At 73.4% G+C, this 13,839-nt stretch carries 13 protein-coding genes and 1 pseudogene; 9 read left to right on the forward strand and 5 right to left on the reverse strand.

Going from position 1 to position 13,839, the window contains the following annotated elements; translation table 11 throughout:
• The first annotated feature begins 18 nt into the window (after positions 1-18).
• From trmD to GA0070617_RS08765, 7 genes are all read left to right on the forward strand, one after another.
• Complete coding sequence (trmD, locus tag GA0070617_RS08735; protein WP_091435501.1) at positions 19-807, forward strand: tRNA (guanosine(37)-N1)-methyltransferase TrmD; 789 nt, start codon at positions 19-21, stop codon at positions 805-807.
• A gap of 142 nt (positions 808-949) precedes the next feature.
• Positions 950-1,306 (forward strand): 50S ribosomal protein L19, encoded by a 357-nt coding sequence (gene rplS, locus GA0070617_RS08740; protein WP_091435502.1) that lies wholly within the window; start codon positions 950-952, stop codon positions 1,304-1,306.
• A 181-nt stretch (positions 1,307-1,487) separates the two neighbouring features.
• Positions 1,488-2,372: a signal peptidase I gene (gene lepB / locus GA0070617_RS08745; RefSeq protein ID WP_091435503.1), complete on the forward strand. Its 885-nt coding sequence runs from the start codon at positions 1,488-1,490 to the stop codon at positions 2,370-2,372.
• On the forward strand, positions 2,369-3,004 hold the full coding sequence (gene lepB / locus GA0070617_RS08750) for a signal peptidase I (protein WP_091435504.1): 636 nt from the start codon (positions 2,369-2,371) through the stop codon (positions 3,002-3,004). The genes lepB (GA0070617_RS08745) and lepB (GA0070617_RS08750) overlap by 4 nt, the downstream gene beginning before the upstream one ends.
• A gap of 115 nt (positions 3,005-3,119) precedes the next feature.
• Positions 3,120-3,932: a ribonuclease HII gene (locus GA0070617_RS08755; protein WP_091435505.1), complete on the forward strand. Its 813-nt coding sequence runs from the start codon at positions 3,120-3,122 to the stop codon at positions 3,930-3,932.
• Positions 3,929-4,252, forward strand: a complete 324-nt coding sequence (locus tag GA0070617_RS08760) for a DUF2469 domain-containing protein (protein ID WP_011905215.1) — start codon at positions 3,929-3,931, stop codon at positions 4,250-4,252. Before GA0070617_RS08755 ends, GA0070617_RS08760 begins: the two co-directional genes overlap by 4 nt.
• A gap of 360 nt (positions 4,253-4,612) precedes the next feature.
• Positions 4,613-5,338, forward strand: a complete 726-nt coding sequence (locus GA0070617_RS08765; RefSeq protein WP_091435506.1) for a M23 family metallopeptidase — start codon at positions 4,613-4,615, stop codon at positions 5,336-5,338.
• On the opposite strand, the gene GA0070617_RS08770 is transcribed toward GA0070617_RS08765, so the two are convergent.
• The 5 genes from GA0070617_RS08770 to GA0070617_RS08790 form a co-directional block, all read right to left on the reverse strand.
• Positions 5,307-6,488 carry an aminotransferase class V-fold PLP-dependent enzyme gene (locus tag GA0070617_RS08770; RefSeq protein ID WP_091435507.1) on the reverse strand — a complete coding sequence of 394 codons (1,182 nt, stop codon included), beginning with the start codon at positions 6,486-6,488 and terminating at the stop codon, positions 5,307-5,309. The genes GA0070617_RS08765 and GA0070617_RS08770 overlap by 32 nt on opposite strands.
• A 66-nt stretch (positions 6,489-6,554) precedes the next feature.
• A complete protein-coding gene (locus GA0070617_RS08775; protein ID WP_091435508.1) occupies positions 6,555-7,556 on the reverse strand; it encodes a tyrosine recombinase XerC in 1,002 nt (333 codons plus the stop codon).
• Positions 7,557-7,777: 221 nt separating this feature from the next.
• Positions 7,778-8,965: a DNA-processing protein DprA gene (locus GA0070617_RS08780; protein WP_229688088.1), complete on the reverse strand. Its 1,188-nt coding sequence runs from the start codon at positions 8,963-8,965 to the stop codon at positions 7,778-7,780.
• Positions 8,962-10,482 (reverse strand): YifB family Mg chelatase-like AAA ATPase, encoded by a 1,521-nt coding sequence (locus tag GA0070617_RS08785; RefSeq protein WP_091435509.1) that lies wholly within the window; start codon positions 10,480-10,482, stop codon positions 8,962-8,964. Before GA0070617_RS08785 ends, GA0070617_RS08780 begins: the two co-directional genes overlap by 4 nt.
• Before the next feature lie 15 nt (positions 10,483-10,497).
• A complete protein-coding gene (locus GA0070617_RS08790) occupies positions 10,498-10,857 on the reverse strand; it encodes a YraN family protein (RefSeq protein ID WP_091435510.1) in 360 nt (119 codons plus the stop codon).
• 1,071 nt (positions 10,858-11,928) lie between these two features.
• Here GA0070617_RS08790 and GA0070617_RS32140 point away from each other — a divergent pair.
• A pseudogene (locus GA0070617_RS32140) lies at positions 11,929-12,555 on the forward strand (hypothetical protein); the annotation flags it as partial.
• 320 nt (positions 12,556-12,875) lie between these two features.
• Positions 12,876-13,772: a 30S ribosomal protein S2 gene (gene rpsB / locus GA0070617_RS08800; RefSeq protein WP_091435511.1), complete on the forward strand. Its 897-nt coding sequence runs from the start codon at positions 12,876-12,878 to the stop codon at positions 13,770-13,772.
• Positions 13,773-13,839: the final 67 nt, after the last annotated feature.

Raw genomic sequence — 13,839 nt, forward strand, 5'->3', positions numbered from 1 at the left:
GAGCGGGAGCCACCCCCCATGCGTGTCGACATCGTGTCGATCTTTCCGGAGTACTTCACCCCGCTGGACCTCTCGCTGATCGGCAAGGCCCAGGCCAACGGCACGCTGCGGCTGGCCGTACACGACCTGCGGACCTGGACCCACGACGTGCACCGCACGGTCGACGACACACCGTACGGCGGCGGCCCCGGCATGGTGATGCGACCGGAGCCGTGGGGTGCGGCGTTCGACTCGCTGGCCCCGGACGAGCTGACGCCGGACGGGGTCACGTTGCCCCGGCTGCTGGTTCCCGCGCCGACGGGTGTCCCGTTCGACCAGGCGCTCGCCCAGGAGCTGGCCGGTGAGTCGCACCTGCTCTTCGCCTGCGGCCGGTACGAGGGCATCGACCAGCGGGTGCTCGACCACGCGGCCACCCGGATGCGGGTCACCGAGGTCTCCCTCGGCGACTACGTGCTCTTCGGCGGCGAGGTGGCGGTGCTGGTGATCCTGGAGGCGGTCACCCGGCTGCTGCCCGGGGTGCTCGGCAACGCCGGTTCCCTGGACGAGGAGTCGCACGCCCACGGCCTGCTGGAGGGCCCGGTCTACACCAAGCCGCCGAGCTGGCGGGGCCTCGACGTGCCGGAGGTGCTCCGCTCGGGCGACCACGGCCGGATCGCCCGCTGGCGGCGGGACGAGGCGCTGCTGCGTACCGCCGGCCGTCGCCCCGACCTGCTGGCCGCCCTGGCACCGGAGAGCCTGGACCGCCTCGACCGCGCGGCCCTGCGCCGGGGTGGGTTCCCGTCGCCGGACGCGGATGTGGCAGAGTAGAAGGGTTGCCGCAGTCGACCGCGCCGCGGACGGCTGCGAGGATCACCGACCGGGGTCAGCTCCACCGGCCGCGACCCGGGGATCAGAATCACCCATTCGCGCATCGATTGACGATGCGCCGTGAGCCTCACGAGGTTGTGCGATGAACATCCTGGACGCCCTTGACGCCCAGTCGAAGCGGACCGACCTGCCCGAGTTCCGTGCCGGTGACACCGTGAAGGTGCACGCGCGGGTGGTCGAGGGCAACCGGTCCCGGGTCCAGATCTTCCAGGGCGTGGTCATCCGTCGTCAGGGTGACGGCCTGCGCGAGACCTTCTCGGTCCGCAAGGTCAGCTTCGGCGTCGGCGTCGAGCGGACCTACCCGATCAACAGCCCGGCGATCGACCGGATCGAGATCGTCACCCGGGGCGCGGTCCGCCGGGCCAAGCTCTACTACCTGCGCGAGCTGCGCGGCAAGAAGGCCAAGATCAAGGAGCGTCGCGAGAAGCTGCCGAGCTGACCACTACCGGCCGCCACGCCGCCTGAGCTGCGCGTGTGTCGCATCGACCGGAGCGCACTACCCTGGTCGGTACGGGCGCAGGCGGGCAGCGACGTCGCGACGAACGATGTCCACCACCGCCCGTGGGGCCTTGTGAGAGGCTCCCGGGCGGTGGTGACGTTTATGCGGACCGGGGAGTGGCGTGGTGCGGACGCTTGACGAGGGCGACACAGTCGATCCGTGGCGGCGCAGGTCCCGGCGTACCCGGCGGCAGATGCCGCTCTGGCAGGAGCTGCCGCTGCTGCTGATCGTGGCCTTCTGCCTGGCCGTGCTGATCCGGACGTTCCTGCTGCAGGCGTTCTTCATCCCCTCCGGGTCGATGGAGGACACCCTGCTCGTCAACGACCGGGTGCTGGTCAACAAGGTCGTCTACGACACCCGCGACCCGCAGCGCGGCGAGGTGGTGGTGTTCCGGGGCACCGACCGGTGGGTTCCGCAGGTGGAGTCGGGGCCCGCGCCGGGGCTGGCCGAAAGGTTCGGCCGTACCGTCGGCGACCTGATCGGGTACGGCCGCCCCGGTGAGAAGGACTTCATCAAGCGGGTCATCGGCCTTCCCGGTGACCGGGTGCAGTGCTGCGACGAACAGGGTCGGGTCACCGTCAACGGGGTGCCGCTGGACGAGTCGTACGTGCTGCGCGACTCCCCGCTGGACCTCCCGCCGAACCCGCAGGAGTGCCGCTCCCGCCGCTTCGACGAGGTGGTGGTCCCACCGGGGCAGATCTTCGTGCTCGGTGACCACCGGCTGGTCTCGCAGGACGCCCGCTGCCAGGGGCCGGTGCCGATCGACAACGTGGTGGGGCGGGCTTTCATGGTTGTCTGGCCGTCCGACCGGTGGGCCTCGTTGTCGATCCCGGACACCTTCGTCGGGATCTCCAGCCCGGCGGCGGTCTCCGGTGACGTGCCCGCCCCGATCCGAACCACTACCGGTGGAGGTGTCGTGCTGCTCGTCCCGATCGCGACCGTGGCATCCGTTCTTGCGCGTTCCAGAAGGTCGTTGCACGCCCGGCGACGTAGGCTCCTCCCGTGATTGACGAGCAGACCGACAAGCCCCGTAGTTCGTTCTGGAAGGAACTGCCCATCCTGCTGGGGGTGGCGGTTCTGGTCGCGGTGCTGGTACGCGCCTTCGTGCTGCAGACCTTCTTCATCCCCTCCCCGTCGATGGAGAACACTCTCAAGATCGACGACCGGGTGTTGGTGAACAAGCTGGTCTACCACTTCCGCTCGCCGCACCGGGGTGAGGTGATCGTGTTCAAGGCACCCACCGAGTGGAGCGGCAACCCCGACGGCGAGGACTTCATCAAGCGGGTGATCGCCGTCGGCGGTGACCGGTTGGTCTGCTGCGATCCGCAGGAGCGTCTGATCATCAACGGCATGGCGATCGACGAGCCGTACATCTACTCCGCCGACGGCCGGCGGGACCGCCCGGCCGACCAGGAGTTCGACATCACCGTGCCGGCCGGCCGGCTCTGGGTGATGGGTGACCACCGGGAGGCCTCCGGTGACTCGTTGGAGCACTGGCAGCAGTCGGGCCAGGACATCAACGCCGCCACGATCAGCGAGAGCGAGGTGGTGGGTCGGGCGTTCACCGTCTTCTGGCCGGTGGACCGGGCCACCCTGCTGACCGTGCCGGAGCCGTTCGAGGGCGTCCCCAACCCGTGATCCCCCTCGGCTGACCGCCGGGCGGCATGGGCCTCGTCGGTCCCGTCTGGCAGTCTGGGACGGTGACCGTCTTCCCGCTTGTCGACGAGGGCTCACCGGCGCCGGGCGGTGCCCGGTGCTGACCCCGCCCCGCACGGTGGTGCGCCGCGAGGGTGGCCTCTACGCGCTGGAATGGGCCCTGCAACGGCGCGGCTTCCGGCACGTCGCCGGTGCCGACGAGGCCGGTCGCGGTGCCTGCGCCGGGCCGCTGGTCGCCGCCGCCGCGATCCTGCCCGAGGGGCGGCGGGGCGAGATCGACGGGCTGGCCGACTCCAAGCTGCTCACCCCGGCCAGCCGGGAACGCGTCTACCGGCAGGTGGTGGACCGGGCCCTGGCGTACGCGGTGGTGGTGATCCCGGCCGAGGAGGTCGACGCGTTGGGGCTGCACGTGTGCAACCTGGCCGCCATGCGCCGGGCGCTCGCCTCGCTGACCGTCCGCCCCGAGTACGTGCTCAGCGACGGCTTCGGCGTCGACGGACTGGACGTACCCGGGTTGGCGGTCTGGAAGGGTGACCGGGTGGCCGCCTGCGTGGCCGCGGCCAGCGTGCTCGCCAAGGTCACCCGGGACCGGATCATGGTGGAGCTCGATGCCACGTTCCCCGGTTACGGCTTCGCCGAGCACAAGGGCTACAGCACGGCCGAGCACACGGCGGCGCTGCGGGAGCTGGGCCCCTGCCGGGAGCACCGGTTCTCGTACGTCAATGTCGCCGCCGTCTCCGGTCGGGCCACCCGGCCGCCGCGAGCCAGGCGACCGGCAGGGAAAAGCCCGCACGAGCCGATGGAGCGTCCGGAGGCCTCAGGGGGTACCGTCGGCGTGGCGTTGGGCGAGCAGCCTCGACCTCCCGCGCCGGTGGGGGAAGATGTCGTCATGGAAGGCGGAGTGCGATGAGCGCGGAAGATCTCGAGAAGTACGAGACCGAGATGGAGCTGCAGCTCTACCGGGAGTACCGCGACATTGTCCGCCAGTTCTCCTACGTGGTGGAGACCGAACGCCGGTTCTACCTGGCCAACCAGGTCGACCTGCACGTGCGCAACTCCGACGGCGAGGTCTACTTCGAGGTCGAGATGCACGACGCCTGGGTCTGGGACATGTACCGTCCCGCCCGGTTCGTCAAGAACGTACGGGTGATGACGTTCAAGGACGTCAACGTCGAGGAGCTGGAGAAGCCCGACATCTCGCTGCCCGCCGACTCCGGCTTCGGCAGCTGACCCCACGCTGACCACGCCGGCTGATCCTCCGCCCGCCGGCTGGTCCTGCGCCGCCGGCTGATTCGGCGTGCCACCGGCTGGTCCTCCGTCCGCCGGTTGATTCGGCGTGTCGACGTCGGCGGCTGATCCCCGCCCCGCCGAACGGATCGACCGCCGGCAGCGGCCGCGCCCCTGAACCAGGTCGTTGGCAGAGCCACCCTGGTCCACGCTGTCGCGTGGGGTCCTGACCGTCGGTGCGCCACCCCGACCGCCATAGCAGATCGACGGGGATCGCGGGCGGTTGTCCACAGCAGCGGCGTTGTCCACAACCGACGGCCGGCGGGGCTGCGTCGGAGCCGCGAAACCGGCAGGCTGCCCGACATGTCGGCACTCCGTACTGCCGTGTTCGGCCTGGTCGTCCTGCTCACCACGCCGGTACCGGTCCGCCCGTCCGCCGTCGAGCCGGCGGCCCACGACCGGTTCCCGGTGATCCGCTACCGCCACGACGTCGCCCTGCGATCCGATCCGGTCCACGCCGTCGGGACGCCGTCCGGTCCGGCCTCTGCTGTCGGGACGCCGTCCGGTCCGGCCCCCGCTGTCCCTTCGTCGTCGGGTGCGGCGCCGGAGGGCGGCACCGCGGCCGTGTTCCGGTGGCCGCTTCCCGGTCCGCCCCGGCCGGGGCGCGGATTCGAGCCCCCGCCGCGGCGTTGGCTGCCCGGTCACCGCGGTGTCGACCTGGCCGCCGAGCCGGGCACGATCGTGCGGTCAGCCGGTGCCGGTGTGGTGCACTTCGCCGGCACGGTCGCCGGCCGGCCACTGGTAAGCGTCGCGCATCCCGACGGGTTGCGCACCACCTACGAGCCGGTCCGGCCCAGCGTCCGGGCCGGCGACCGGGTCGAGGTCGGCGGCGGGCTCGGTGACCTGCTGGCCGGTCACCCCGGATGTCCGGTCGCCGCCTGCCTGCACTGGGGACTGCGGCGGGACCGGGAGTACCTCGACCCGCTGTCGCTGCTCGGCCTCGGCCCGCTGCGGCTGCTCCCGGTCGCCGGCACGACCCGGCGTCGTACCGCGCGGCTCAGCGCTGGTCGAGCAGCGCCGGCAGGCTGACCGCGAGCCGCTGGTACTCCTCGGCGTGGTTGTAGACCTGACCGCACAACCGCAGCCAGCCCCGGCCGTTCCAGGCCGTCACCGCCACCTCGGTGGCGAGCCGTTCGGCGATCCGCAGGCGCAACGCCCGAGCCGCGTCGAAGGTGCCGGCGACACCGGTGGGTAGCGGCACCACCCGCATGGCCACCGCCGGCCCGCGGTGGTCCGGCAGCGCGGTCGGTGGCACCCCGAGCGCCTCCCCGACCACCCGCTGTCCGTACGCGGCGAGCGCCGCGTTGTGCGCGCGTACCCGGTCGACGCCGAGGCTGCGCAGCGTGAACAGGCCGGCCGGAGCAGCCAGCCAGGGGGTGTAGTCCAGCGTGGCCTGCCACTCCACCCGGGCGGGAAACCCGGACTCCTGCTCCCAGGAGACCACCAGTGGCTCGATCCGTTCCCGCCACCGCTCGGCCACCACCAGCACGGCCGTCCCGCGCGGGGCGTACCCCCACTTGTGCAGGTTGCCCACCCAGAAGTCCGCGCCGACGTCGGCGACCGCGACCGGCAGCATGCCCGGTACGTGGGCCCCGTCCACCAGCACCGGCACACCCTGCCGGTGGGCCGCCTCGACGATGGCCGCAACCGGAAACAGCCGGGCGGTGGCCGACGTGAGGTGGTCGACGACCAGCAGCCGGGTCCGACCAGGACGCAGGCCCGCCCGGACGGTCTCGACGACCTCGGTGTCGGTGGCGGCCAACGGCACCGGAAGCACCCGGGAGTCCGCACCGGTACGGCGGCACTGCCGGGCGATGGACATGGCCACCGCGCCGTACCCGTGGTCGGTGCTGACCACCTCGTCACCGGGGCGCAGCCCCAGCGACGCAAGGACCACCGCCACGCCGGTGGTCGTGTTGCCGACCAGGGCGGTGCCGTCCGGATCGGCACCGAGGAACGTCGCCAGATGCCGGCGGGCGTGCGCGACGCGTTCGGTCAGCCCCTGGCTGAGGAAGCGCAGCGGGTTGGCCTCCATCTCGTCGCGTAGCCGCTGCTGGACCCGCTGCACCCCGATCGGCACCGCGCCGAACGAACCATGGTTGAGGTGACTGACCGCCGGGTCCAGGGAGAAGAGCAACCGGGCACCGGGAATCGGGTCGGGAGGCACGACGGCGGTCACCCGACGAGCGTAACCGCCCGGTCGAGTCCCGCCGCCTGGATCACCGCCACCGGCGGCCCCGGCCGGTCAGGCCCGGGGATGGGCCTGCCGGTACGCCGAGCGCAGTCGTTCCACCGAGACGTGCGTGTAGATCTGGGTGCTGGCCAGCGAGGAGTGCCCGAGCAGTTCCTGGACCGCGCGCAGGTCGGCACCGCCCTCCAACAGGTGGGTGGCGGCCGAGTGCCGCAGCCCGTGCGGGGTGGTCCGGGGCAGACCAGCGGCGTCGGCCCGCCCGCCCACGATCCGCCGGGCCATCGTCGGATGCAGGCGACCACCCCGGCTGCCGAGCAGCAGGGCGTCCCCCGAGCCCGACCGGGCCAGCGTGGGCCGGCCGAGGCGCAGCCACCGGTCGAGGGCCCGCTGCGCCGGCAGTCCATAGGGCACCGACCGTTCCCGGGCACCCTTGCCGAACACCCGGACCACCCGTCGTGCCTGGTCGACGTCGGCGACGTCGAGCCCACACACCTCGCTGATCCGCGCCCCGGTGGCGTAGAGCAGTTCGAGCAGTAACCGGTCGCGCAGCGGCACCGGCCCGTCCGCCGGAGCGGCTCCGTCACCGGTGGGCGGATCCGGCTCGTCGGGCCGGTGCCCTGCCGCGCCGTCGCGTACCCCGTCGAGCAGTGCGGCCGCCTGCTCGGCGCGGAGCACCGTGGGCAGTTCGCGGTGGGCCTTGGGGCTGGCCAGCGCCGCGGCCACGTCGGTGGGGAGCAGGCCCGACCGGTGGGCCCACACGCTGAAGGTGCGCGCTGCCGCGGCCCGCCGGGCCAACGACGTACGGGCCAGGCCCATCGTGCGTTGCTTGGCCAGCCAGCTGCGCAACACGGCCAGGTCGAGCTCGGCGGGGGACCGGCAACCCAGCCGGGTCGCGTGGTCGAGCAGCACCACCAGATCGGCGACGTAGCCCCGGACGGTGTGCTCGGAGCGGCTGCGCACCTGGGCCAGGTGCACCGCGAACTCGTCCACCGCGTCCCGCATGGCCGCCGGCAACGCCTGGTGCCGGACCCGGGTGCTGCTGCTGTCCCGGCTCATCGCCGACGCGGATCCGTCGGGTGGTGCCGCCCCGGCTGAGCCCGGCCCGGCTGAGCCCGGCCCGGCTGAGCCCGGCCCGGCTGAGCCCGCCGCGGCGTCTGGCAGACCCACTGCGGCTGGTGACTGGCCCTTCCGACGTCCACACCCGGCACGGACCCAGCTTACGGCCGAGGCGCACGACCGGCCCGTCCCGACCGGCTCGGCCGCCCCTGCCGGGTGGCTCATGTGGTGGGTGCGGGGGGCTGACGCTGCGGGGTGAGGGCGTAGCCGCCGTCGCGGTGGACCACCAGGCCGAGCTGCTCCAACAGGGCCAGTTTGCGAAGTGCGGTGCGGACCGCGACGCCGGCCCGGGCCGCGATCGAGTCGAGCCCGGTGACACCGCGCCGGGGCAGTGCCTCCAGCACCATCGTGGCGTCGTCGTCGAGGTGGTCGGTGGGGCGCACCGGACCACGGGCCGGCGGTGCCAGGTCAGTGCCGATCCGCCCCACCTCCTCCAGTACGTGGGCCAGCCCGGTCACCAGTCGGGCATCCGGGTACTCCCGGAGCAGCTCGTGCGCGCCGACCGACATCGCGGAGGTCACCGGACCGGGTACCACCATCGCCGGCCGTTTGATGGCCAGCGCCCGGCGCATGGTCTGGGTGGCGCCGCTGCGTGCCGACGCCTCCACCAGAACGCTTCCCCGAGTGGCCGCGGCGATGACCCGGTTGCGGATCAGGAAGCGGGGGCGGAAGGGTTCCGAGCCGGGAATCCACTCGCTCACCAGCAGACCCGTCTCGGCGATCCGGTCGAACAGCGCGGTGTTGCCGACCGGGTAGGGCCGGTCGACACCGCAGGCCAGCACGGCGACGGTCACCGCGCCGGCGGTCAACGCACCCCGGTGCGCGGCGGCGTCGATGCCGAACGCCCCGCCCGAGACCACGGTCCAGCCCCGCTCGCCGAGGCCGTACCCCAGCTCGGTGGCCACGTGCAGCCCGTACCCGGTGGCGGCGCGGGCACCGACCACCGCGACCGAGCGGTCCAGAACCTCCGCCAGCGGCCAGCTGCCCCGAACCCACAGGCAGAGCGGCGGAGCGGTGTCCCGGTCCACCTTGCGGTCGGCTCCGTCCAGACTCAGCTGTCGCAGGTGAGCCACCTTGCCCGGCCACTCCGCGTCGTGCGGGGTGACGAGCCGCGCGCCGAGCCGGTCGGCCCGTTCCACCGCCTCGGCGGCAACCGCCCGGGGATCGCCGGCGTTGAGCCGTGCCGCCACGGCGCGGCGCAGCGCGTCACTCGGCGCGCCCCCGTCCAGCAGCGCCGCCAGCGTGACGACCGGGCCGACCCGGTCGACCATCCGGTGCACCGTCCAGGTGCCCGGCTCGGTCAGCCAGGTCAACGCGATCCGGGCCAGCCGGTCCTCCGTGAGGTTCACGAGTCTTCTCCGGTACGTAGTCCGATGGCCTCCAGGACGTCGTCCCGCCCTGGTCGGGCCCGACCGTCCAGATCGGCGATGGTCCAGGCGAGCCGGATCACCCGGTCGAAGCCCCGCGCGGACAGCGATCCGCTGTCCAGCCGGCCACGTAGCTGCGTGGTGTCCGCCGGTGGGAGCCGCCAGGGCGGCTGGCGCAGCAGGTGGCCGGGCATCTCGGCGTTGAGGCGTCGCCCCAGCCCGGCCCACCGTTCGGCGGCTGCGGCCCGGGCCGCGGCGACCCGGGCGGCCACCACGGCTGACGACTCGTTGCCCTCGCCGGTCGCCAGCAACTGTGCCGCCCGGACCGGCAACACCGTGACCTGGACGTCGATCCGGTCCAGCAGCGGACCGGAGAGCCGTCCGAGGTAGCGTCGCCGGGCCAGCGGACTGCACTCGCAGTAGGCGTCCCCGGCGGCGCGCGCGCAGGGACACGGGTTGGCCGCCAGCACCAGCTGCACCTGGGCGGGATACTCCGTGCCGCCCCGGGCCCGCACCAGCCGGACCCGACCGCTCTCCAGCGGCTGCCGTAGCGCCTCCAGGGCACCCCTGCCGAACTCGGCGGCCTCGTCCAGGAAGAGCACGCCCCGGTGGGCCAGGGAGAGCGCACCCGGCCGGGCCAGCCCCGTTCCGCCGCCGACCAGGGCGGCAACCGTGGCGGTGTGGTGCGGGGCCTGGAACGGTGGTCGACGCAGCAGTCGACCGTCCGGTGGCAGCAGCCCGGCTACCGAGTGCAGGGCGGTGACCTCCAGGGCCGCCTCGTCGGTGAGCTCCGGCAGGACCGAGGGGAGTCGTTCGGCGAGCATGGTCTTGCCGGCCCCCGGTGGCCCGAACAGCGCCAGGTGGTGGCCGCCGGCCGCGGCGACCTCCAGGCCCCGTCGGCCCAGCCCCTGACCTGCTACGTCGGCCAGGTCCGGGCCGTCGGGCCCCGGCGGCGGCCCGGCCACCGGAGGATCGAGTAGCGGTGTGCCGTCCCGGACGAAGCTGACCAGCCGGTACAGCGTGTCGACGGCCCGCACCCGGACGCCGGGGATCATCGCCGCCTCGGCGGCGTTCTCGGTCGGGACGATGACGCGGTCCAGGCCGGCGCGGGCGGCGGCGGTGACCATCGGCAGCACCCCGCGCACCGGCCGGACCGTCCCGTCGAGCCCCAGCTCGCCGAGGAGCACCACCCGCTCCAGCGCCGTCAGGGGCAGCTCACCGGCACCGCCGAGCAGCGCCGCCGCGATCGCCAGGTCGAACGCCGAGCCGTACTTGGGCAGGTCGGCGGGGAGCAGGTTGATGGTGATCCGCCGGTTGGGCCAGCGTTGGCCGGAGTTGACCACGGCGGCGCGTACCCGGTCACGGGCCTCGTGCAGGGCGGTGTCGGGCAGCCCGGAGACCACCACCGCGGGCAACCCCGGTGCGAGATCCGCCTCCACCTGCACCACGTGCCCCGTCACCCCGACCAACCCGACGCAGTGCACCCGGGCGTAGCTCATCGGTGCGTACCCATCTCAGAACGCGCCCTTGAGGTGCTCGACCCGGGCGGGGCCGGCGGTGGCCAAATGGACCGAGAGCACGTCGAAGCGCAGCTCGTCCGCGGTGGTGCCGGTGGTGGTCAGCCAGCGCACGGCCAGACCCCGCAGGCGGCGGGCCTTGGCCGGCACGATCGCCTCGGCCGGAGTGCCGAAGTCCGTGCCGCTGCGGGTCTTCACCTCACAGAAGGCGAGCACCTCACCGTCCCAGGCCACGATGTCGATCTCACCGGCGGCGCACCGCCAGTTCCGGTCGATCGGGCGCAGCCCGGTCAGGAGAAGGTGCCGCAGGGCGCAGCGTTCGCCGTACGCGCCGACGGCCCGGTTCCGCTTCGTCATGCCCTGCACGGTGCCGGAATCCGCCGTCGGAGTCGGCGGCCCTGTGGACGACGGGGGCACCTGTGGACAACCGGACGATCATGCCCTCGGTGTGGTACGGCACGGCAGTTCCGTCCGTACGGGGGAGGGGTGTGCCCACCGACCGGCGTCGTCGCTCGGTGGGCCGGTCCGTCGACGCCAGCCGCTCGGTCCGATCACCGGTAGCTACCCAGCGTGAACGACAGGCCGTTACGTCCACCGAATGGCGCGCCGCACCTGGCGTCACATACGGTGCCGGACGTGGACGGACGACGGAGCTTTCCCGAAGATCAGGAGCCGCACTGGTATCCCGCGGAGCGCGGATACGGTGAGCCGGAGTGGCAGGCGACGGAGGAGAGCCGCTACCAGACGGACGGCTTCGTCCTGCCGGACCAGCGGACCGAGCCGGGGCAGCGGCGCTATGACGAGCGGGACGAGCCGACCGTCCGGCGCCCCGGTGACACCGGGCGGTACGGCGCCGACGACCCCCTCGGCGGGGAGGGCGCGGACACGGACAGCTACCTGCCCACCCGGAGCCGGCGGGGCGAGCCGTCGGGCGAGGTGACCGCCGGTGGCCGGGCTGCCGATTCCCAGCGGCGTCGGGCGGCCCACACGTCGATGGAGATCGCCCTGCCGGTGCCCCGCCGACCGGTCGCCGTGCCGGTCTCGACGGACCCGTACGCCCCGCCGGCTTCGGCGGACCCTTACGCCGTGCCGGTCTCGGCGGACCCCTACGCCCCGCCGGTCTCGGCGGACCCCTACGCCCCGCCGGTCTCGGCGGACCCGTACGCCGCCGAGCGGCAGCCGGTCGATCCGGTGCGGTCGTCGCCGCTGGCCGGGTACCCGATCGTCGGGCCGAGCCGGGGAGCGGAACCGGGCCGGACGAATCCGCCCACCGATCCGGCCCGCGGCACGGACCCGGTCGAGCCGCTTGCCGGCCCGGAGCCGGAGCACGCCACCGACCTGGGGCGGGCCATCGACCCGAGCCGGGGTGCTGACCTGGACCGGGGTGCCGATCCGGGGCGGAACACCGGGCCGGCCCGCTTCGTCGACACCGGCGCAGGGGGGCTGAACCGCCCGGCCGACCTGGGCCGGGACGCAGCCCAGGGCGTGGCGACCGACCAGGGTACCGAGTCCGGTCGGAGCACGGAGCACGGTCGGGGCGTGGAGCACGGCCCGGGCGCCGTCCCGGGCCAGGGCGCGCAGGCGGCGTTGGGCACCGGGGGCGGACGGCCGGCCGAGCCGCCGCATCCGCTGGAGCTGCCGACCGGGCCGATGCCGCCGATCGCGCCGCGTCCGGACCTGGCCGGGCCGGGTGCCGACCCCGGCGCGTACGGGCCCGACGGGGGGCGGCTGCCCGGTGCCCCGGTGGGGGACGGGGTGTACCGCACCCGCCGTCCCGCGCTCGCCGTACTGCTCGCGCTTTTGGTCGTCTTCTTCGAGGTGCCGGCGCTGCGGGTGTTCTACAACGGCCTGGTCGGTGACCCGTTGTCGACCGCCAACGTGGTGGTCGGCACCTTCCTGGTCGCCGGGTTGCCGATCTTCGCGATCGGGCTCTACGGGCTGCGTACCGGGGGATTGGCGATCTCCGACGGTCGGGGCTGGCTCCGGCCGCCGACGGCCTACCTGACGGTCGGTCTGGTCCTCTTCCTCGCCGCCGCGCTGGCCGCCGGCTCGTAGCGCGCCGCGCTGGCCGCCGGCTCGTAGGGCGCCGCGCGCCGCCGGCTCGTAGGGCGCCGCGCTGGCCGCCGGCTCGTAGGGCGCCGCGCGCCGCCGGCCCGTTCGGCAGGGCGGACGGCTGCCGCCGGAGTGGGGGCGTACACTGGGCGACTGGCGACCGCCTTGCGCGGTCGACCTCGCGCGCCTTCTCCACATCTCGTCGTGGGGCGGCGGCCTCCCTGGTCCCGATCTTGATCGGGCCCACCATGGCCGACGACCGGGCGCCAGGCGTCCGGCCGCCGGCCGGACGGGACAACCAGGGACAATAGGAGTACCCCACCATGGCCGTCGTGACCATGCGTCAGCTGCTGGAAAGCGGTGTCCACTTCGGGCACCAGACCCGGCGCTGGAACCCGAAGATGAAGCGGTTCATCTTCACCGAGCGCAACGGTATCTACATCATCGACCTGCGCCAGACGCTCGACTACATCGAGAAGGCGTTCGAGTTCGTGCGGGGCACGGTCGCCGAGGGCGGCAGCATCCTCTTCGTCGGCACCAAGAAGCAGGCCCAGGAGGCCATCGCCGAGCAGGCGACCCGGGTCGGCCAGCCGTACGTCAACCACCGCTGGCTCGGTGGCATGCTCACCAACTTCCAGACGGTGTACAAGCGGCTGCAGCGGATGAAGGAGCTGGAGGCCCTCGGTGACCTGAGCGGCACCACCGCCGGCTACACCAAGAAGGAGACCCTGCAGCTCTCCCGCGAGAAGATCAAGCTCACCCGTACCCTGGGTGGTCTGCGGGACATGCAGAAGCTGCCGGCCGCGATCTGGGTGGTCGACACCAAGAAGGAGCACATCGCCGTCGACGAGGCCCGCAAGCTGGGCATCCCGGTGATCGCGGTGCTCGACACCAACTGCGACCCGGACGAGGTCGACTTCCCGATCCCGGGCAACGACGACGCGATCCGCTCGGCCGAGCTGCTGACCCGGGTCGTGGCCGCCGCCGTCGCCGACGGCCTGATCGCCCGTTCGGGCCGCCGTCGCGGTAGCGACGAGAAGCCCGAGCCGGGCCAGGTCGGTGCCGACGAGCCGCTGGCCGAGTGGGAGCGCGAGCTGCTCGAGGAGCCCAAGAAGGCCGACGAGCCCAAGGCCGACGAGCCGAAGGCCGCCGACGAGCCGAAGGCCGACGAGCCGTCGGAGCCGAAGGTCGAGCAGCCGGCGGCCGCCGCCGCGGAGTGACCGCACCGCCGCTGTCCGCCGTCGGTTCCTGACGGCGGACAGCGGCCGGTACGCCGGGCACATCCGC

The sequence above is a fragment of the Micromonospora yangpuensis genome (assembly GCF_900091615.1).
Classification (GTDB): domain Bacteria; phylum Actinomycetota; class Actinomycetes; order Mycobacteriales; family Micromonosporaceae; genus Micromonospora; species Micromonospora yangpuensis.